Here is an 18,791-nt window from a genome sequence, read left to right as displayed (position 1 = left end):
GCCGCCGTCGTACGTCGACCCGGTCCGATGCCGGTGGCTCCTGCAGCGCGGACGCTACTGGAGCATGGTGCGGTCGTCGACCACACCCTTGATCTTCTCGAACTCATGCAACAGGTCCGGCACGGTGGCCTTCTGCTTCTGTTCCTGGTTTAGGTCCAGGATGATCCGGCCCTCGTGCATCATGATCAGCCGGGTGCCCAGCCGGAGCGCCTGCTCCATATTGTGGGTCACCATCAGCGTGGTCAGGCGGTGCCGGTCCACCACCTCGGCGGTCAGGCGGCTGACCAGCTCCGCACGCTGCGGGTCGAGGGCGGCGGTATGCTCGTCCAGCAGCAGAATTTTCGGGCTGCTGAACGTGGCCATCAGCAGCGACAGCGCCTGCCGCTGGCCGCCCGAGAGCAGGCCGACCTTGGCCTTGAGCCGGTTCTCCAGCCCGAGCTCCAACGAACGCAGCTCTTCCTTGAAGAATTCGCGCTTCCTGCGGGTCACGCCGGGGCGCAATCCGCGGCGCTTACCGCGTTCGTAGGCGATGGCCAGATTCTGTTCGATGGTCATCTCCGGTGACGTTCCCGCCATCGGGTCCTGGAAGACGCGGCCGACGAAGCGGGCACGCTGGTGGTCGGCGAGCCTGGTGACGTCGTTGCCGTCGATGCTCACCGTGCCGACGTCCGGGCGCAGCTTGCCGGAGGTGATGTTCAGGATGGTCGATTTGCCGGCACCGTTGCTGCCGATCACCGTGACGAATTCGCCGGCGGCCAGGGACAGGTTGATCTCCTGCAGGGCGACGCGCTCGTTGACGGTGCCCGCGAAGAAGGTCTTGTGAACGTTCTTGATATCCAGCATGTCAGCCCTTCGCTCCCGTCAGGGACTTCTTCATCTTTCCGAGCCCGCCGACGCGGCGAAAGACCTTCCACTGCGGCAGCACCAGCGCGATGACCACCAGCACGGCCGAGACCAGCTTCATGTCGTTCGGCTGCAGGCCGGCCTGGAGGGCCAGCTGGATGACCACGCGGTACAGTACGGAACCGAGCACCACGGCCAGGGTGGCGATCCAGATCAGGCGGGTTCCGAAGATCGCCTGGCCGATGATCACCGAGGCCAGGCCGGCCAGGATCAGGCCGATGCCCATGCCGATGTCGGCGAACCCCTGGTACTGGGCGATGAACGCGCCGCAGACGGCCACGAGCCCGTTGGACAGGGCGAGGCCCAGGATCTTCTGGTTGTCCGTGCTGACGCCGAAACTGCGGATCATCTGTTCGTTGTCGCCGGTCGCCTGCATGGCCAGTCCGATGTCGGTGTGCAGGAACCAGTCCATGATCACCTTCACCACCAGGGCGACCAGCAGGAAGATGGCGATGGCACCGATGCCGCCGAGCATCCCCGACTCGCGCAGCGGGGTGATCAGGGTTTCTTCGCGCAACAGCGGCAGGTTGGCCCGGCCCATGATGCGCAGGTTGATGGAATAGAGGGCGATCATTGTCAGGATGCCGGCCAGCAGGCCGTTGATCTTGCCCTTGGTGTGCAGCAGGCCGGTGACGGTGCCGGCAGCCATGCCGGCGATGAAGGCCAGGATGGTGGCCATGACCGGCGGCATGCCGTTGATGATGCTGATGGCGGCGACTCCGGCGCCGGTGGTGAAACTGCCGTCGACCGTCAGGTCGGGAAAATCGAGGATGCGGAAGGTCAGGTAGACCCCCAGGGCCATGATCGCGTAGATCAGCCCAAGCTCAACCGCGGTAATCATAGGTAAAGGACCTTGGTTCTCTCGTGGCGTCGATCCGGCGGCCGGGCTGGCCGGCCGCCGGAGGGACTGCGGACTTCTTCGGCTCGAGCTGGGAGTTCGGGCTTACTCGAAGACGTGGTCAGCCGTGTCGGCGTAGCCGTCCGGCAGGGTCACACCCATGCGCTTGGCGGCGGCCGGGTTGACGTAGAGTTCCAGCTCGGTCTGGGTCTCCACCGGCATGGAGGCCGGTTCAGCCTCGCCCTTGAGGATCTTCACGGCCATCTCGCCGGTCTGGTAGCCCAGCTTTTCGTAGTTGATGCCGTAGGTGGCCACCGTGCCGCGCTTCACCGAGTCGCCCTCGGCGGCAATCGTCAGGATCTTCTTGGATTCGGCCACCTGGATCAGGGACTCGAGGGCGGACACCACGTTGTTGTCGGTCGGCACGTAGAACGCGTCGACGTCGAGCGACTCGGCGGCCTGCTGGACTTCACCGGAGTTGGAGATTGCTGCTTCCTTGATCTCCAGGCCCAGTTCCTTGGCCGCTTCCTTGGCCCATTCCACCTGCACGGTGGAGTTGACCTCGCCCGAGGAGTAGACGATGCCCACGGACTTCGCGTCCGGGTTCAGCTCCTTGACCAGGGCCAGCTGCTCCTCGACCGGGTTGCGGTCCGAGGTACCGCTGACGTTCGATCCCGGAGCGTCCATGCTTTCCACCAGCGAGGCGGACTCCGGGTCGGTGACCGCGGTGAACAGGATCGGGGTGTCGGCGATGGCCTGCACGGCTGCCTGTGCGGTGGGCGTCGCGATGGCCAGAATGAGGTCCTTCTGGTCGCTGGCGAACTTGCCGGCGATGGAGGTCGCGGTGCCCTGGTCGCCCTGCGCGTTCTGCTCGTCGTAGGTCACGGTCTCGCCCTCGACGTAGCCGTTGTCGGCCAGCGCCTTCTTGAACCCTTCGCGGGCCGCGTCCAGGGACGGATGCGAGACGATCTGGCTGATGCCGATCTCCACCGATTCGGTGCTGCCTTCAGCGGCATTGCCCTCGGAGGATCCCGCGTTGCCGCACGCGGAAACAAGCAGGGCGGTGGCCAGCAGGCCTGACCCCAGGCCGAACATGGTCGAACGTTTCTTCACGATGTTCCTTTCAAATGTCCGTCACGTGCCGGATAGCCCGGCACTTTTCCGCCTTGCCGCCCCTCCCCGGCGCGGCTGAAGCGGTCCGCCACACGCGGCGTCGTCATCGGCGCCGGCGGTTATGGCAGGCAACCCTGCGGAAGCGTCCTGAAGATCTTACCTGTGAACCGAGTCACATTGTCTAATCAGAACCGCGGGGTCAGGACAACCATATGAGATACGTCTCCCCCGCCGGACAAATTGCATCTGTTTGTCGCCGGATAGTTATTTATGTCCACGGACGCACGCCGGGCCGTGCGCGCTGTGCGGACGGTCCGGGTCAGCGGGTCCAGCGACTAGACTGTGGTCAATCATGGCTGTGAACATCACGTATCCCGCGGCCCTGCCGGTTTCGGAGCGGCGCGAGGACATCATGGCGGCCATCGCCGCGAACCAGGTGACCGTCATCGCCGGCGAAACCGGCTCCGGCAAGACAACGCAAATCCCGAAGATGTGCCTGGAGCTGGGCCTGGGCGAGAAGGGGCTGATCGGCCACACCCAGCCCCGGCGGCTGGCCGCCCGGACCGTGGCCGAACGCATCGCCGAGGAACTGGACGTGAAAATCGGCCAGGAGGTCGGCTTCCAGGTCCGCTTCACCGGCGAGGTCGGCCGGGATACCCGGATCAAGCTGATGACGGACGGCATCCTGTTGGCCGAAATCCAGCACGACAAACTCCTGAAAAAGTACAGCACAATCATCATCGACGAGGCCCACGAACGCAGCCTCAACATCGATTTCATCCTGGGCTATCTCAAGCAGATCCTGCCCAAGCGTCCGGACCTGAAGGTCATCATCACCTCCGCGACGATCGACCCGGACCGCTTTGCCCGGCACTTCGGCAGCGACGACGCGCCGGCGCCGGTGATCGAGGTTTCCGGCCGGACCTACCCGGTGGAAATCCGCTACCGCCCGCTGAACCAGCCGGCGGCCACCGATCCCGACAACCCGGACGTGGACGAGCTGGAGGAAGACCGCGACCCGCTCGACGCCGTCTGTGACGCGGTGGACGAGCTGTCCCTGGAGGCTCCCGGCGACATCCTGGTCTTCTTCTCCGGCGAGCGCGAGATCCGCGATGCCGCCGACGCCCTCACGGCCAGGATCAAGACCAACCGCCGGCTGGCCGGCACCCAGATCCTGCCGCTGTACGCCCGGCTGTCGTTGGCGGAACAGCACCGGGTTTTCTCCCCCGGCGGCCAGCGCAGGATCGTGCTGGCCACCAACGTGGCCGAGACGTCGCTGACGGTTCCGGGCATCAAGTACGTCATCGACACCGGCACCGCGCGCATCTCCCGCTACTCGCACCGGACCAAGGTCCAGCGGCTGCCGATCGAGCGCATCTCGCAGGCCTCGGCCAACCAGCGCTCGGGCCGCTGCGGCCGCGTGAGCGACGGCATCGCCATCCGGCTCTACTCCGAAGAGGACTACGAGTCCCGGCCCGAGTTCACCGACCCCGAGATCCTGCGCACCAATCTGGCCGCGGTCATCCTGCAGATGACTGCGATGGGCGTGGCCCGCGGTCCGAAGGACATCGAAGCCTTCCCGTTCGTGGAGCCGCCCGAGTCCCGTGCCATCAACGACGGCGTCACCCTCCTGCGCGAACTCGGCGCCCTGCCCGAGCCCGGCGCCAAGGGAGGGCCCGCGCCGAAGTCCGGCCTCACCGCCGTCGGGCGCAAACTGGCGCAACTGCCGGTGGACCCGCGCCTGGGCCGCATGATCGTGGAAGCCGGCCAGCGCGGCTGCGTGCGCGAGGTGATGGTGCTGGCGGCGGCGCTGACCATCCAGGACCCCCGGGAACGGTCCCACGGGGACAATGCGGCCAAGCAGCAGCAGGCCAACGAGAAGCACAAGCGCTTCGTGGACGAGAAGTCCGACTTCACCGGCATCCTGAATTTATGGCGCTATCTGCAGGAGCGGCAGCAGGAGCTCTCCTCCACCCAGTTCCGCAAACTGTGCCGCACGGAATTCATCAACTACCTGCGGGTCCGGGAGTGGCAGGACCTGTTCGCGCAGCTGCGCCAGTTGGCCAAGCCGCTGGGCATCTCGCTGGAGTCGGGACACGAGGTCGACCCCGTGGGCAGGCACGATGACATCCACAAGTCCCTGCTCGCCGGCCTGCTGAGCCACATCGGCGTGTACGAGGAGCGCAAGCGCGAATATGCCGGCGCGCGAGGCACCCGGTTCGCCATCTTCCCCGGATCGGCGCTGTTCAAGAAGTCGCCGGACTGGGTGATGGCCGCCGAGCTCGTGGAAACCTCACGGCTGTGGGCCAGGGTGGCGGCGAAATTCGATCCCGCCTGGGCCGAAGAAATTGCCCCGCAGCTGTGCAAACGCACGTATTCGGAGCCGCACTGGTCCAAGAAGATGGGCTCCGTGATGGCCTACGAGAAGGTCACCCTCTACGGGGTGCCGATCGTCCCGCAGCGCCGCATCCAGTACGGCAGGATCGACCGGGAACTCAGCCGCGAGCTGTTCATCCGCCATGCCCTGGTGGAGGGCGACTGGCGCACGCACCACAAGTTCTTCCACCGCAACCGCAAGCTGCTGGCCGAGGTCGAGGAACTGGAGACGCGGATGCGCCGCCGCGACCTGCGCGTGGACGACGAAACGCTGTTCGAGTTCTACGACGAACGGATCGGCCCCGAGGTGGTCTCCGAACGGCACTTCGACAAGTGGTGGAAGGATGCGCGGGCGGAGAATCCCACGCTGCTGGATTTCGATCCGGATGCCGTGCTGGCCGCCGACGCCGAGGAACTCGACACCTCGGCGTTCCCGAAGACCTGGCGGCAGGGGACCTTCGAGCTCCCGCTGAGTTATGAATTCTCGCCCGTGGCACCGGGGGCAACCCCGGATCCGTCGGACGGCGTGACCGTGCACGTGCCGGTGCTGTTCCTCAACCAGCTGGACGGGGCTCCGTTCCGCTGGCAGATCCCGGGCCTGCGGGTGGAGCTGGTGACCGCGATGATCAAGTCGTTGCCCAAGCAGATCCGGAAGAACTTCGTTCCCGCCCCGGACGTTGCCCGGAGCGCGGCGGCGGCCCTGGCGGCGGACTTCGATCCGGCCGAAGATGACCTGGAGCCGTCGCTGGAGCTGGTGCTGCGCCGGCTGAAGGGGCACATCATCCCGCCCGGCTCATGGAACTGGGAGAGCGTGCCGCCGCACCTGCGGATGACGTTCCGCGTGCTCGACGGCACCGGCAGGGTGCTGGGCGAGGACAAGGACCTGGACCGGCTGCAGCAGGAACTTGCGCCGGCCAACCGCCGGGCCATCGCCGAGTCGCTCGGGGCGACCCCGAAGACGGCGCAGCCGTCGCCGGCGGGTCAGCGCCGCGGCGCCACCGGCAAGAAGCGCGGCGGCGGCCAGACCGCGGCCCCGGGCGCGGCGCCCGTTGCCGGGGCACCGGCGTCGGGCACTGCTGCACATGCCGCCGCGGGCCTGCAGGAACGCAGCGGACTGACCGCCTGGCCGGACGGTGATCTCCCCCGCGAGGTCAGGCGCGAGGTGGCCGGGCACACCGTGACCGGCTATCCGGCCCTGGTGGACGAAGGCGGCACCGTCGGTGTGCGCGTTCACCAGACACCTTCCGGCCAGCAGGCGGCGATGCGCTCGGGCATCATCCGGCTGCTGGTGCTGCGGGTGCCCTCGCCGCAGCGGTACGTGCTGGACCACCTGAACAACACGGAGAAGCTGTCGTTCACGCAGAACCCGCACGGTTCGGTGGCGTCGCTGATCGACGACTGCACGCAGGCCGCGGTGGACAAGCTGGTGCCGGCCGAGCTGCCCTTCACCCGGGCCGGCTTTGACGCGCTGTACGAGCAGGTCCGCGCGGAACTGATCGACACCGTCTTCACCGTGACCGCCATCGTGGAGAAGATCCTCTCCAGCACCCGGCGGATTCAGAAGGAGCTGAAGTCCAACGCCAGCCTGGCCCTGATCAGTCCGCTCTCCGACATCAAGAGCCAGCTGGAGCAGCTGGTCTATCCCGGGTTCGTGGCGGCCACGGGTTATGCGCAGCTCAGCCAGTTGCCGCGCTACCTCGAGGGGATTGAGCGCCGGCTGCAAAAACTGCCGACCGCCGTGGGCCGGGACGTGCAGCACATGGCGGTGGTGCAGCGGCTCGAAGACGAGTACGACGACGCGAGGGCGGCGCTGAAGCCCGGCAACCTGGACGGCTCCGGGCTGGACAGGGTTCGCTGGATGCTGGAAGAACTGCGGATCAGCTTCTTCGCGCAGGAACTCGGCACCGCGTATTCGGTATCCGAAAAGCGCGTCCGAACTGCCCTGAACGAGGCCCTCGCCGGCTGAGGCATGCGCGTTAGTCGGCGGGGACGACGTCCCCGTGTCCGGCCTCGCGCAGCGCCGCCCGGAGGCGCTTGGCTGACTCATCCATCACGGCCGGGTCCGGGTCCTGCTGCGCCCTCTTGAAATCGAACTCGGCCTCCGAGTTGGAGGGCCAGACGTGCAGGTGCAGGTGGTTCACCTCGAAGCCGGCGATGATCAAACCGGCGCGGGCGGCGCCAAAGGCTTCCACCTGGGCCTTGCCGATGGTCTGGGCGACCGCCGTGAGTTTCTGCAGCAGGTCGGCGGGGGCGTCGGTCCAGCGATCCACCTCCTGCCGCGGCACCACCAAGGTGTGCCCGTCCGCGAGCGGGCCGATGCTCAGGAACGCCACCACGTCGTCGTCCTTCCAGACGAAGCGGCCGGGGATCTCGCCGTCGATGATTTTGGTGAAGAGGGTGCTCATGTACGCAGTCCTTGTCGGTTGGGGTCACTCGGGGGTCGGTAAGAGTCGGGCAGGTTCCAGTCGGGCCTATGGGGGTCCGGTCGGGTGACAGCGAAGGTTCGGCCTCAGCTTCGGTGCAGGCAGGTCCACACCGGTCGGTCGCCACAGTTTCTGCCCCTGCTCAGCGGTTCAGCGATGCGATGTCCAGGACAAACCGGTAGGCAACATCCCCGGCCACCATGCGGTCATAGGCTTGGTCGAGGTCCGGTGCGCCCACCAGTTCGATGTCGGCCGTGATCCCGTGTTCGGCGCAAAAGTCCAGCATCTCCTGGGTCTCGGCTATGCCGCCGATCTTCGAGGCGCCGTAGGCGACGCGCTCGCGCATCAGCAGGTTGACCGGCACCGGAGGCATCGGCTCGGGCGGCACGCCCAGTTGGATCAGCGCACCGTCGCGGCGGATGGCCCGCAGGTACGGGGCCAGGTCGTGGGCCGCGGCCACGGTATCGATGACCAAATCGACACTGCGGCGGGCGGCGGCGAGCGCCTCGGCGTCTCCGGTCACCACCACGTGGTCGGCGCCGAGCGCGCGGGCCGAATCGGCCTTGTCCGCAGTGCTCGTGAAGACGGTCACCGACGCTCCCATGGCCTTGGCCAGTTTGACCGCCATGTGTCCCAACCCGCCCAGGCCCACCACGCCGACGGAGTCGCCGGCTTCGACGCCGAAGTAGCGCATGGGCGAGTAAGTGGTAATGCCGGCGCAGAGCAGGGGGGCCGCGGCGGCGGGGTCCAGTTCCGGGGGCACGCGCAGCACGAAGTTTTCATCGACGACGACGGACGTTGCGTACCCGCCCTGCGTCATCTCCCCGCCGTGGCGGCGGTCGCGGGCGCCGTAGGTGCCCACCGCACCCTTGTCGCAGTACTGTTCAAGTCCTTCCCCGCAGGCGGAGCAGTCGCCGCAGGAATCCACCATGCAGCCCACCCCCACCAGGTCGCCGACGGCATGCAGGGTGACGTCCTGGCCGATGGCCGTGACCCGCCCAACGATCTCGTGGCCGGGCACCAGCGGATACTCGATCTCGCGCCACTCGCCGCGGACCGTGTGGACATCCGAGTGGCAGAGGCCGCAGAAGGCAATGGCGATCTCCACGTCGTGCGGCCCGGCGGCGCGGCGTTCGATCTGCAGCGCAACCATTCCGGATCCGGGGCCAGTCACTCCGTAGGCCGCGGCCGTCCTCATACTGCTCCTCGGTGTCTGCAGGTCGGCTGCCGCAAGGGCCTGCTGCTCCTGGTCAGGTGTAAGCGGTTTCCCCAGCGGCGGCGGTGCCGGACGGCCAAGTGTCATGGGCCTGACGCTACCGTTTGCTGCTTCGCCATGCCACCACGGCACACCCTCTGTGACGCTTTCGGTGACGTACTGCAGGGCGCGGGCACGGGGCTGACCAGGCGGCTGGTTACGGCGCGCTCCCCGTGGCTACCGGCAGCTCCGGATGTCCGCACCACTGCGACCAGGAGCCGGGGAAGAGCGCCGCATCCATGCCGGCCTCGGCCAACGCCGCGACCTGGTGGGCGGCGGTAATGCCCGAGCCGCAATAGACGGCCACCTTCCGTCCTTCCGCCCCCAGTTCCTTGAATCGTGCCGCGAGTTCCGCGGGCGGCAGGAAGCGACCGTCCGGGGCCAGGTTGGCCGTGGTCGGTGCGCTGACGGCGCCGGGGATATGTCCGGCGCGGGGGTCCACCGGCTCGAACTCGCCGCGGTAACGTTCCGCGGCGCGGGCATCCAGCAACAGCGAGGTACCCGCGAAATCCAGCACGTCCTCGAGCTCAAGCCTGGGCATCCTGCCGCTGCCCAGTTCGACGTTGCCCAGGCACGCCAGCTCGTCGCCGCTGTCCAGTTCAAACCCCTCGTCCCGCCAGGCGGCGAGCCCGCCGTCGAGCAGGTAGACGGAGTCGAATCCGCCGTCTTTCAGCAGCCACCACACCCGGGCCGCGGCCATGCCGCCGTTGTCGTCGTAGGCCACCACGACGTCGTCGTTGTTGATGCCCCAATCGCGTGCGGCCTCGCGGAAGGCCTCCGGCTCCGGCAGCGGATGGCGTCCGCCCTTCGCTGACGGCGCCGACGCAAGCTGCGACGGCAGGTCAACGTAGACGGCGCCGGGAATGTGGGCCTGGCGGTAGTGGCTGTGGCCGGCGTCGTCGCCCAGTTTCCAGCGAACATCGAGCAGTACGGTGCGCTGTCCGGAGATCATCCGTTCACGCAGTGTCTGCACGTCCATCAGAGTCCTCATGAGATCTCCTCCTGACTGCTGGCGGGCGTCGTTGCCCGCAGGTGTCCCGACAGTCCATCACAGCAGCGGGTATTGGGCCAAGCAGCCCCGCCCGTGCCGTCCCCGACGGTCAGGCCAGCTCCACGCTCTCCCCCGGCGACAGGTGCCGGTAACTGGTGCCGTAGTGGCCGCCAAAGAAGGTTACGTGCTTCTCCACCAACGACAGGCCGCGGTCGCTGAGCCCGGCGTCGTGGATCGGGTAGGCGTTCTCGGCGCGCATGGCGGTGACGAAGTCGATCACCTCGGCCGTCTTCGACCATGGCGCGTGGATGGGCACCAAAACGGTCCTGACGTCCAGTCCGTGCGGAACGATGAAGGAATCGCCCGGGTGGTACAGGCTGTCATTGATGACGTAGCCGATGTTGGCGACCACCGGGATGTGCGGATGAATCAGGGCGTGCTGGCCGCCGAAGGTGCGGATGCGGAACCCGGGCACCTCGAACTCCGTCTCCGGTTCGGCGGCATGGATCCGTCCCGCTGCCGCCGGGACCAGCGCCCGGAGGTCGGCGGCCACGGAGGCCGGGGCAAACAACTGCATGTCGTCCGCCGCCGCGAGCAGGCCCGGAACCCGGTCCTGGTCGATGTGGTCCGCATGCTCGTGGGTGACCAGGACGGCGGTAGCCCCATCGAGGGCCTGCTCCACTTCCGAGAAGTTACCGGGGTCGATCACCAGGACGTGTCCGTCCTGCTCAAGCCGTACGCACGCGTGGGTGTATTTTGTCAGCTTCATGGATCACACCCTAGCGGCGGGCGCCGGCCGGCGTGCCGGCGGTTCGGCCTGTGAGCGGGCCGGCGGGCCGGCGCTGCAGGCGTGCCGGCGGGCCGGCGGGCCGGCGGGCCGGCGGGCCGGCGGGCCGGCGGGCCGGCGGGCCGGCGGGCCGGCGGGCCGGCTGGCCCCGCTGATCAGGCCTGCTGGTAGGCTGGGATGCACCCCACGGGTGCCAGTATCAACAGCGAGGAGCCGAAGCGGACATGTCCGTTCCTTCAGCGAAACCGCAGGCGCAACGCCGCGGTTCGGAACAGCGGGTGACCCGCCAGCGGGTGGCCGTGGCTGCCGCCCTGGACAGCCTGGAGGACTTCGTCAGCACGCAGGAACTGCACCGCTTGCTGCAGGACCGCGGCGACTCGGTCTCGCTGGCCACCACGTACCGGATCCTGCAGGCCATGGCCGACGACGGCCAAGTGGACGTGATGCGCAGTGGCGAGGGCGAGGCCGTGTACCGGCGCTGCGCCGTCGAACATCACCACCACCACTTGCTCTGCCGCACCTGCGGCAAGACCGTGGAGATTGAGGCTCCGGCGGTGGAGCAATGGGCCGCCCGGATGGCGGCGGAGCACGGCTTCACACAGGTTGCACACACCGTGGAAATGTACGGGCTGTGCCCGGACTGCAGCGCCGCCCCCGCCAGCGCTTAACCGGCGGTCACCCGTACCGCGGCACGTCGCACCGCCCGGCAGGGCTTAACCGGCGGTCACCCGTACCGCGGCGACGTCACGCCGCCCCACCTTGCCGCGCCGTTGCCGCCGTGCCCCGGCCAACCGGCAGACCACGTAGATCAGGAACGAAATCGTCGTCACGTAGGGGCTGATCGGCAGGCTGCCGCCGAGGGCCAGCAGGATGCCGCCCACCACGGCGGTCACCGCGAATACCACGCTCAGCAGCACGACCACGCGCGGCGAACTGCTTACCCGGAGCGCCGCGGCCGCCGGGGTAATGACCAGGGACAACACCAGCAAGGCGCCGACCACCTGGATGGACAGCGCCACGGCCAGTCCCAGCAGGAACATGAACACGATCGCGAGGGCACCCACCGGCACGCCGCGGGCCTCGGCCAGGTCCGGATCGGCGCTGGCGAAGGCCAGCGGACGCCAGATGGCCACAAGCCCGAGCACCACCACGGCCGAACCCGCGGTCAGAAGGTTCAGCTGCACGGTGTCCACGGAGACGATCTGCCCGGTCAGCAGGCCGAACTTGTTCGCCGAGCGGCCCTCGTAGAGTGAGAGGAACAGGATCCCCAGGCCCAGCCCGAAGGACATGATCACGCCCGTGATCGAGTTCCGGTCCCGGGCCCGCATCCCCAGCATGCCCAGGACGACGGCGGCGATCACCGAGCCCACCAGCGAGCCGAACACCACGTTCGCGCCGATCAGCAGTGCGAATGCCGCCCCGGCGAAGGACAGCTCGGCGATGCCGTGCACGGCAAAGGCGAGGTCCCGCATCATCACGAACACGCCGATCAGGCCGCCGACCAGGCCCAGGACGGCGCCGGCAATCAGCGAGTTGCGCACCAGCGGGAGCAGGTCGCCGTAGTCGTTGAAGTTGAAGACCGCATTCAGCAGTTCCGATGCATCCATGCCTACACCACCTCGCTGTGGTGGTGGGTCGTCGCGTCGGGAAGCCCCACCACGATGATCCGGCCCCGGTTGTGGATGACCTCGACGTGGCTGTTGTACATGTGCGACAGCACCTCGGTGGTCATTACTTCTTTCGGCGTGCCAACCCGGAACTGGCCGCCGGCCAGGTAGAGCACCCGGTCCACATAGTCGATGATCGGGTTGATTTCGTGCGTGACGAAGACGACCGCGCTGTTCCTTTCATGGCATTGCCTGTTGATCATGGAGCTCACGGCCTGCTGGTGGTGCAGGTCCAGCGAGAGCAAAGGCTCGTCGCAGAGCAGCACCTGGGGGTCGGAGGCCAGCGCTTGGGCCGCCCGCAGACGCTGTTGCTCGCCGCCGGACAGCTGCCCGACCGGGGCCTCCGCGTAACCGGAGGCGCCCACCATCTCAAGCAGTTCGTCCACCCGCCGGCGATGCCTGCGGCCGTTCAGCCGAATGCCCCACCGGTGCCCGTCCAGACCCAAGCCCACCAGATCGCGCGCACGCAGCGGGGTCTCCGGAGCGAAGGTCTTTTGTTGGGGAATATAGCCGATGTCCCGGCTGCCGCGTTCCAGCGGCCGCCCGTTGACCTCGGCCGTCCCACTGCTCAGCGGCTGCAGGCCAAGCAATACGCGCAGGAAACTCGTCTTGCCGGAGCCGTTGGGACCCAGCACCGCGAAGAACTCGCCCGGGTTGATGGTCAGGTCGAGGTCATGCCACAGCACGCGCTGGCCGAAGGACAGCGAGGCGCCCTGCAAGCGGACGGCGGGGGTCATGGCAGTGTTCCTTGAAGCTTCCGTGACGCGCGGGGCGTGAAGGGGATGCGCGGGCTATTGCGGCTTCCGGCTTGGACAGCCTCAGTTAACCACGGCCCGGCGTTCTGACCGGTCACGCGCCGAGCGCCTGGTCCACGGATTCCAGGTTCTCCGCCATCCAGGTCAGGTAGTCCTGGTCCGGCGGCAGGGTCTCGGTGAAGTTGAGGACCTCGATGCCCGCTTTTTCCGCCAATTTGCGCAGGCCCTGGGTCTGCGGGCCTTCGGTCTGTTCGTTATAGGCGACAAACCGTACCGATCCCTCGGTGATCAACTCCTCGGCCTCCCTCAGGGCTGCCGGCGCGGCGTCGCTGCCTTCCTCGGCCGCCTCCATGAAGCCTGCCGGGGTCTTGTTCTCGAGTCCCAGCGCATCGAAGAAGTGCAAGGGCACCGGATCGGTGGCCGCGACGGCTTCCCCGCTCGCCGTGGCGGCGAGTTCGTCCATGTCGCTCTGGAGGCCGTCAATTCCGGCGCGGAACTGCTCGGCATTGGCCCGGAACGTTTCGGCCTGCTCCGGGTCAAGGGCCGAGAGCTTCTCCGCGATGGCATCTGCAATCGCGGCCATAGTGGGCAGGTCGTACCAAACGTGTTCATTGAGGCCGCCGTGGCTGTGGTCCGCGTGGCCGCCGTCCTCCGTGTGCCCCGCGTCGGCGCCCTCGGTGTGCCCCGCGTCGGCGTCCTCGCTGTGCCCCGCGTCGGCGCCTTCTGCACCGGACAGCGGCGACAGCTCCACCGCAGTGATGAGGTACTCGTGGTCGACGCCGGTCTCGTCCGCCAGGGTGTGCATGAAGGTGTCATAACCCCCGCCGTTTTCCAACAGCAGGTCGGCCTGGGAGATCGCGAGCTTGTCTCGCGCCGTTGCCTCGTAGGAGTGCGGATCCTGGGCCATCCGGTCGATGATCGAGGTGACGTCGACGTGCTCGCCGCCGATGGTTTTGGCCACATCACCGTAGACATTGGTGGAAGCGACCACGCTCAGCTTGCCGTCACCCTCGGCCTCTCCCCCTGCAGCGGCGCAGCCGGACAGCAGCAGGGCGGCGGCGGCCAGCCCGGCCAGTGCAGGAACGGTTCGTGAGTGCCTCACGGGCAAACCTCGGTTCTACTCATAATGAGAATCAGTAACAATAAGGGTTTTCAGCTTAGCGCAGTTGCGAACCGTTCGCATTCGCCCGGGCGGGCGCGGCCAGTGGGGGGAACGTCCGGGGCGCACAGGCAAGCGCGCGGCAGCCGGGCGGCCCCGGGCAGACTCGCCCGGCCAGGAGAAGGCCTCCGGCGCGCGCGGCGGACGCGCCCCGGCGCGGGACTGGCGTGCGGCACGGGGGCTGAGCCGGCCCCGGCGGGGACCGGCGCGTGGCGCGGGGCGGTCCGGCCGCCCCGCGCCACGCGAGGGCTATTCGCCGGTCCGGCGCAATCCTTGGGCCTGCGTTTCGTCGCGGATCTCGCCCACCAGCACTTCCAGCACGTCCTCGAGGAACAGCACGCCGTGCGTGGTGCCGTCGGACCCCAGCACGCGGGCAAGGTGCGAGCCGGTGCGCTGCATGACGGCGAGCGCGTCCTCGATTTCGTCATCGAGCGCCAGGTTGGCCAGGGTGCGGACCTTGGTGACCGGAATCGTCTTGTTGAGCCGGTCCTCCGGGATGGTCATCACGTCCTTGAGGTGCAGGTACCCGGTGAGGTTGTCGTTGGCATCGGCCACGGCAAACCGGGAGAACCCGGTCCGCCCCACCGCGCGCTCGAACTGCTCCGGCGTGGTGTCGACGCCGATGGTGACCAGTTCATCAAGCGGCACCATCACGGCGGCGGCGGTCACGGCAGAGAACTCCAGCGAACTGGAGATCAGTCCGGCGTCGTCGTCGACCAGCCCGTGCCTGGTGGATTCCTGCACAATGGACTGGACTTCCTCCAGCGTGAAGGTGGAAGAGACCTCGTCCTTCGGCTCAATCCGCACGGCCCGCAGCAAGTGGTTCGCGGTCCAGTTCAGGGTGGAGATCACCGGCCGCACCACCTTGGAGACCGCCACCAGCGGCGGAGCCAGCAGCAGCGCGGCCTTGTCTGCCATGGACACGGACATGTTCTTCGGCACCATTTCGCCGAAGGTCACGTGCAGGAACGTCACCAGCAGCAGCGCCACGGCGAACGAAATGCCGTAGGAGATCTCGTGCGGAATGCCCAGCCAGCCCTCCAGCGGCAGCAACAGCAGTTCCTTGATCGCCGGCTCGGCCACGTTCAGGATCAGCAGCGAACACACGGTGATGCCCAGCTGCGCGCAGGCCAGCATCAGGGAGACGTGCTCCATGGCCCAGAGCGTGGTCTTGGCGCGCTTGGAGCCGCTGTCGGCCAGCGGCTCGATCTGGCTGCGGCGGGCGGACATGACGGCGAATTCGGCGCCGACGAAGAACGCGTTGGCGAGCAGCAGCACCACCAGCCAGAAAATTCCCATGGCGGCCATCAGAGCGCACCGCCCGCGGTGCCGGCCTCAGGCAGCACCGCACCGGTTGCCGGACTCGGGATGAAACGGACGCGGTCCACCCGCCGTCCGTCCAGCCGCTCGACTTCCAGCATGCCGCCTTCCACGGCCACGGTGTCCCCCACCACCGCAATCCTGCCCAGCTGCGCCATGATGAAGCCGCCGACCGTTTCGTAGCTGGCCCCGTCGGGCACGGTCAGCTGCGGGATTTGCTCGCTGACCTCGTCCGGACGCATCAGGCCGGGGAAATACCAGTTTCCGGCGGCGCTCTGCAGCACGCCGGGCTTCACCCGGTCGTGCTCGTCGGCGACTTCGCCCACGATCTCTTCCACCAGGTCCTCCAGCGTCACCACGCCGGCGGTGCCGCCGTACTCGTCGAGCACCACGGCGAACTGAAGGTTTGCGGCCCGCAGCTCCGACAGCAGCGAATCCAGGTGCACCGTCTCGGGCACCCGCAGCACGTCGGCCATGATGGCGCCCACGGGCAGGTGCGGACGCTTCTTGCGCGGCACCCCGATCGCCTTCTTGATGTGCGCGACGCCGCGGACGTCGTCGGGGGAATCGCCGAGCACCGGGAACCGGGAGTAGCCGGTGCGGCGGGCCGCGGCGATGAGGTCGGCAACGGTCTGGTCCGCGTCGATGAACTCCACCCGGATGCGCGGCGTCATCACGTCCGCCGCGGTCCTGCCGGAGAAAGACAAGGTCTTGGCGAGGAAGTTCGCGGTCCCGGCATCCAGGGTGCCCATTTCCGCGGAGCGGCGTACCAGCGATGCGAGCTCGGAGGGCGTGCGGGCGCCGGACAGCTCTTCTTTGGCCTCCAGCCCGAACAGGTGCAGCACCTTGTTGGCGAAGCCGTTGAGCAGCAGCACGAACGGCTTGAACACCGCGGTGAATATCAGTTGCGGCCGGGCCACCAACTTGCCGACCGCCATGGGCAAGGCGATGGACGCGTTCTTCGGCACGAGTTCGCCCAGCAGCATGGACAGGAGGGTGGCGATCACCATGGCGATCACCGCGCCCACCGGCTGGATAACGGCCTCGGCTAGGCCCAGCGCGGTCAGCGGCGGACGCAGCAGCGAACTGATGGCCGGTTCCATCAGGAAACCGGTCAGCAGCGTGGTGAGGGTGATGCCGAGCTGGCAGCTGGAAAGTTGCGTGGAGAGGGACTTCAGGCATTTCATCAGCGGCACTGCACCGCGGTCGCCGTTGTCGATGGCGCGCTGCACGGTGGGCTGGTCAAGGGCCACCAGGGCGAATTCCACGGCGACAAAAAAGCCGGTGCCGAGGATCAGCAGCATGCCGGCGGTGATTTGGATCCATTCCATTTAGTGCGCCACCGCCCCAAACTTCAGGCGGTCGGAGGGAGTCGGAGGGGGGTCGTCCGAGCCCGGACTAGGAGGCTCCTGACCGGCCGCGCGGGCGGCAAGTGTGTGACGGGCGCGTGCACGGGATTTGCCGGTGCTGGGTGACGCCTCGCACGCGGTGCCCTGTTGGGCTGCCTGTGCTCCCGCGGTCCGGCATGCTGCCTGCCCTGCGGGGTGCGTCACGGACCGGCTCCTAGAATAGCTGTCCATTATGGGCAATAGCGTAGCAGGCGGGGTTACGCCGGGGGCAGTCCCAGGCGGCCGTTCTGCCGCCGGCGTACCGGCGGCAGTCCTACCAGCTCTCCGGCAGCGGACGGCCTTCCTCGTAACCGGCGGCCGACTGCACGCCCACGATGGCGCGTTCGCGGAACTGCACCAGGTTCTGTGCGCCGGCGTAGGTCAGCGAGCTGCGCAGGCCGGCGGTAATCCCGTCCAGCAGGTCCTCGACGCCGGGACGCAGCGGGTCCAGGTACATCTTGGAGGACGAAATGCCTTCTTCGAAGAGCGCCTTGCGGGCCCGTTCAAAGGCGTCCTCCCGCCGGGTCCGGTTTTGGACGGCGCGGGCCGACGCCATGCCAAAGCTTTCCTTGTACTTGCGGCCGTTGCTGTCCGTGAGCAGGTCTCCCGGGCTTTCGTGCGTTCCGGCGAACCAGGAACCGATCATCACCTGGCTGGCCCCGGCCGCCAGCGCCAGGGCGACATCCCGCGGATAGCGGACCCCGCCGTCGGCCCACACGTGGGCGCCGAGCTCCCGGGCCGCCTCCGCGCATTCCTGCACGGCGGAGAACTGCGGCCGGCCCACGGCCGTCATCATGCGGGTGGTGCACATGGCGCCGGGTCCCACGCCGACCTTGACGATGTCCGCGCCGGCTTCGACCAGGTCGCGCACGCCGTCGGCGCTGACCACGTTGCCGGCGACCACCGGAACCTGCGGGTCCAGGCTGCGGACCGCTTCGAGGGCGTCGAACATCTTGCGCTGGTGCCCGTGGGCTGTATCAACCACCAGGACGTCCACCCCGGCCTGCAGCAGCGCCTCGGCCTTGGCGCGGACGTCGCCATTGATCCCGACGGCGGCGGCCACCTTCAGGCGGCCCTGCGGATCCAGCGTGGGGGTGTAGATGGTCGAGCGGAGCGCGCCGGCACGGGTGAGCGCGCCGACCAGCACGCCGTCGTCGTCCACGACCGGCGCAAAGGACGCCGAGGCCGAGTCGAACAGGTCGAAGGCCTGCCGCAGCGCAGTGTCCGCCCCGGCGTCGAACATGGAGGCATCCAGCAGCAGCGGGTGGACCGCCATCACCGACTCCAGCGACGCGTAGCGGTCCACGCCCTCACAGTCCTCGGCGCGCACCACGCCCACGCACTTGCCGGCGTCGTCCACCACGGCAACCGCGCCGTGCGCGCGTTTGTCCATCAGGTGCACGGCATCGATCACGGTGTTGCCCGCGGTCAGCTCCAACGGCGTTTCGAAGACGATGTGGCGGTCCTTGATCCACCCGGTGACCTCTGACAGCACGTTCAGCGGCACGTCCTGCGGCAGCACGGCCAGCCCGCCGCGCCGCGCCATCGTCTCCGCCATGCGGCGGCCGCTGACGGCGGTCATGTTCGCCACGACCAGGGGAATGGTGCTCCCGGTGCCGTCGCCGGCTGACAGGTCCACATCCAGCCTCGACGTGATATCCGAGCGCGACGGCACCAGGAAAACGTCCGAGTAGGTCAGGTCGGTCATCGGCTCGTTGATCAGGCGCATGGCTGCTCTCTTTCCTCGTCGCCGTGCAGGCCGGGGGGCCAGGTGGCGCGGTGGCCGGTCGGGTAGGTGGGGCTGCGGGCCAGGGGT

15 protein-coding genes are annotated in these 18,791 nt (G+C 68.0%); 2 read left to right on the top strand and 13 right to left on the bottom strand.

What is annotated here, in order from left to right:
* Positions 1-54 precede the first annotated feature (54 nt).
* The 3 genes from AC5RW2_RS05380 to AC5RW2_RS05370 form a co-directional block, all read right to left on the bottom strand.
* Positions 55-843 carry an ABC transporter ATP-binding protein gene (locus AC5RW2_RS05380; RefSeq protein ID WP_494000143.1) on the bottom strand — a complete coding sequence of 263 codons (789 nt, stop codon included), beginning with the start codon at positions 841-843 and terminating at the stop codon, positions 55-57.
* Between the two features lies 1 nt (position 844).
* Positions 845-1,744, bottom strand: coding sequence for an ABC transporter permease (locus tag AC5RW2_RS05375; protein ID WP_493979031.1), 900 nt, complete (start codon positions 1,742-1,744; stop codon positions 845-847).
* A gap of 102 nt (positions 1,745-1,846) precedes the next feature.
* A complete protein-coding gene (locus tag AC5RW2_RS05370) occupies positions 1,847-2,836 on the bottom strand; it encodes an ABC transporter substrate-binding protein (protein ID WP_494025781.1) in 990 nt (329 codons plus the stop codon).
* Positions 2,837-3,206: 370 nt separating this feature from the next.
* Between AC5RW2_RS05370 and hrpA the strand changes: the two genes are divergently transcribed.
* Positions 3,207-7,196, top strand: coding sequence for an ATP-dependent RNA helicase HrpA (hrpA, locus tag AC5RW2_RS05365; protein WP_494073717.1), 3,990 nt, complete (start codon positions 3,207-3,209; stop codon positions 7,194-7,196).
* 10 nt (positions 7,197-7,206) lie between these two features.
* Here the strand turns inward: hrpA and AC5RW2_RS05360 are convergent, their stop codons facing one another.
* The 4 genes from AC5RW2_RS05360 to AC5RW2_RS05345 all read right to left on the bottom strand — a co-directional run bounded on the left by AC5RW2_RS05360 (position 7,207) and on the right by AC5RW2_RS05345 (position 10,668).
* Positions 7,207-7,635 carry an HIT family protein gene (locus AC5RW2_RS05360; RefSeq protein WP_494012443.1) on the bottom strand — a complete coding sequence of 143 codons (429 nt, stop codon included), beginning with the start codon at positions 7,633-7,635 and terminating at the stop codon, positions 7,207-7,209.
* Positions 7,636-7,795: 160 nt separating this feature from the next.
* The gene (locus AC5RW2_RS05355) at positions 7,796-8,956 is read right to left on the bottom strand and encodes an NAD(P)-dependent alcohol dehydrogenase (RefSeq protein ID WP_494025626.1); all 1,161 of its coding nucleotides are present in this window, start codon (positions 8,954-8,956) and stop codon (positions 7,796-7,798) included.
* A 109-nt stretch (positions 8,957-9,065) separates the two neighbouring features.
* Positions 9,066-9,899, bottom strand: a complete 834-nt coding sequence (locus AC5RW2_RS05350; protein WP_494012445.1) for a sulfurtransferase — start codon at positions 9,897-9,899, stop codon at positions 9,066-9,068.
* A gap of 109 nt (positions 9,900-10,008) precedes the next feature.
* The gene (locus AC5RW2_RS05345) at positions 10,009-10,668 is read right to left on the bottom strand and encodes an MBL fold metallo-hydrolase (protein ID WP_494073716.1); all 660 of its coding nucleotides are present in this window, start codon (positions 10,666-10,668) and stop codon (positions 10,009-10,011) included.
* A 242-nt stretch (positions 10,669-10,910) separates the two neighbouring features.
* Between AC5RW2_RS05345 and AC5RW2_RS05340 the strand changes: the two genes are divergently transcribed.
* Positions 10,911-11,354 carry a Fur family transcriptional regulator gene (locus tag AC5RW2_RS05340; protein ID WP_494000149.1) on the top strand — a complete coding sequence of 148 codons (444 nt, stop codon included), beginning with the start codon at positions 10,911-10,913 and terminating at the stop codon, positions 11,352-11,354.
* Positions 11,355-11,399: 45 nt separating this feature from the next.
* Here the strand turns inward: AC5RW2_RS05340 and AC5RW2_RS05335 are convergent, their stop codons facing one another.
* The 6 genes from AC5RW2_RS05335 to guaB1 form a co-directional block, all read right to left on the bottom strand.
* Positions 11,400-12,293 carry a metal ABC transporter permease gene (locus AC5RW2_RS05335; RefSeq protein WP_493979038.1) on the bottom strand — a complete coding sequence of 298 codons (894 nt, stop codon included), beginning with the start codon at positions 12,291-12,293 and terminating at the stop codon, positions 11,400-11,402.
* Positions 12,294-12,295: 2 nt separating this feature from the next.
* The gene (locus AC5RW2_RS05330) at positions 12,296-13,090 is read right to left on the bottom strand and encodes a metal ABC transporter ATP-binding protein (RefSeq protein ID WP_494073715.1); all 795 of its coding nucleotides are present in this window, start codon (positions 13,088-13,090) and stop codon (positions 12,296-12,298) included.
* Between the two features lie 112 nt (positions 13,091-13,202).
* Positions 13,203-14,210: a metal ABC transporter solute-binding protein, Zn/Mn family gene (locus AC5RW2_RS05325; RefSeq protein ID WP_494073714.1), complete on the bottom strand. Its 1,008-nt coding sequence runs from the start codon at positions 14,208-14,210 to the stop codon at positions 13,203-13,205.
* Positions 14,211-14,516: 306 nt separating this feature from the next.
* Positions 14,517-15,566 carry a hemolysin family protein gene (locus AC5RW2_RS05320; RefSeq protein WP_494000152.1) on the bottom strand — a complete coding sequence of 350 codons (1,050 nt, stop codon included), beginning with the start codon at positions 15,564-15,566 and terminating at the stop codon, positions 14,517-14,519.
* Positions 15,567-15,574: 8 nt separating this feature from the next.
* A complete protein-coding gene (locus tag AC5RW2_RS05315; RefSeq protein WP_494073713.1) occupies positions 15,575-16,918 on the bottom strand; it encodes a hemolysin family protein in 1,344 nt (447 codons plus the stop codon).
* Between the two features lie 331 nt (positions 16,919-17,249).
* Positions 17,250-18,704: a GMP reductase gene (gene guaB1, locus AC5RW2_RS05310; RefSeq protein WP_494073712.1), complete on the bottom strand. Its 1,455-nt coding sequence runs from the start codon at positions 18,702-18,704 to the stop codon at positions 17,250-17,252.
* Positions 18,705-18,791 lie beyond the last annotated feature (87 nt).

Source organism: Arthrobacter sp. B0316-1-20, assembly GCF_059091865.1.
The sequence above is the reverse complement of the archived record's forward strand: the minus strand, read 5'-3'. Positions and strand labels throughout refer to the sequence as shown.

Bases quoted from the DNA above. Each gene is read 5' to 3' on its own strand.
- AC5RW2_RS05350 (WP_494012445.1), bottom strand. From the start codon at position 9,899: ATGAGGACTCTGATGGACGTGCAGACACTGCGTGAACGGATGATCTCC.
- AC5RW2_RS05345 (WP_494073716.1), bottom strand. From the start codon at position 10,668: ATGAAGCTGACAAAATACACCCACGCGTGCGTACGGCTTGAGCAGGAC.
- AC5RW2_RS05340 (WP_494000149.1), top strand. From the start codon at position 10,911: ATGTCCGTTCCTTCAGCGAAACCGCAGGCGCAACGCCGCGGTTCGGAA.
- AC5RW2_RS05330 (WP_494073715.1), bottom strand. From the start codon at position 13,090: ATGACCCCCGCCGTCCGCTTGCAGGGCGCCTCGCTGTCCTTCGGCCAG.
- hrpA (WP_494073717.1), top strand. From the start codon at position 3,207: ATGGCTGTGAACATCACGTATCCCGCGGCCCTGCCGGTTTCGGAGCGG.
- AC5RW2_RS05355 (WP_494025626.1), bottom strand. From the start codon at position 8,956: ATGACACTTGGCCGTCCGGCACCGCCGCCGCTGGGGAAACCGCTTACA.
- AC5RW2_RS05360 (WP_494012443.1), bottom strand. From the start codon at position 7,635: ATGAGCACCCTCTTCACCAAAATCATCGACGGCGAGATCCCCGGCCGC.
- guaB1 (WP_494073712.1), bottom strand. From the start codon at position 18,704: ATGCGCCTGATCAACGAGCCGATGACCGACCTGACCTACTCGGACGTT.
- AC5RW2_RS05370 (WP_494025781.1), bottom strand. From the start codon at position 2,836: ATGTTCGGCCTGGGGTCAGGCCTGCTGGCCACCGCCCTGCTTGTTTCC.
- AC5RW2_RS05315 (WP_494073713.1), bottom strand. From the start codon at position 16,918: ATGGAATGGATCCAAATCACCGCCGGCATGCTGCTGATCCTCGGCACC.
- AC5RW2_RS05320 (WP_494000152.1), bottom strand. From the start codon at position 15,566: ATGGGAATTTTCTGGCTGGTGGTGCTGCTGCTCGCCAACGCGTTCTTC.
- AC5RW2_RS05375 (WP_493979031.1), bottom strand. From the start codon at position 1,744: ATGATTACCGCGGTTGAGCTTGGGCTGATCTACGCGATCATGGCCCTG.
- AC5RW2_RS05335 (WP_493979038.1), bottom strand. From the start codon at position 12,293: ATGGATGCATCGGAACTGCTGAATGCGGTCTTCAACTTCAACGACTAC.
- AC5RW2_RS05380 (WP_494000143.1), bottom strand. From the start codon at position 843: ATGCTGGATATCAAGAACGTTCACAAGACCTTCTTCGCGGGCACCGTC.